Source organism: Streptomyces sp. MBT53 (assembly GCF_016654115.1).
In the GTDB taxonomy this organism is placed as follows: Bacteria; Actinomycetota; Actinomycetes; order Streptomycetales; family Streptomycetaceae; genus Streptomyces.
This window is the reverse complement of record NZ_JAEQAZ010000536.1, coordinates 1-356: the sequence shown is the minus strand read 5'-3', so window position 1 is coordinate 356 and position 356 is coordinate 1. Positions and strand designations below refer to the sequence as shown.

Here is a 356-nt window from a genome sequence, read left to right as displayed (position 1 = left end):
CAGCCAAGCGGGACGCGCCGCAGGGCGGCCCGTTCCTGCACGCCGAGTCCCAACTCATCCGGTACCGAACGCTTTTTCGTAAGGTGGAGGCAGCAGCGCTGGACCCGGTCAAGACACGGGACTACATCCACCGTATGACGAAGGAGCTGTGAACCGACCTATGGTCACCGAGATCAGCTGGCAGAAGTCATCCTTCTCGGGCGGCGGCGACGGAGACGACTGCGTGGAGATCGGCTGGCAGAAGTCATCTTTCTCCGGCGGCGGTGAAGGCAACGACTGCGTCGAACTCGCCGCGACCCCCACCACCATCCACCTCCGCGAATCCGACACCCCCACCACCACACTCACCACCACCC

Annotated in this window: 1 protein-coding gene; it reads left to right on the top strand. The window is 64.3% G+C overall.

Annotated elements, in window-relative coordinates; translation table 11 throughout:
- Nucleotides 1–160: 160 nt before the first annotated feature.
- On the top strand, nucleotides 161–356 hold a 196-nt coding region (locus tag JHN45_RS52650; protein WP_201056627.1), incomplete at its 3' end, for a DUF397 domain-containing protein.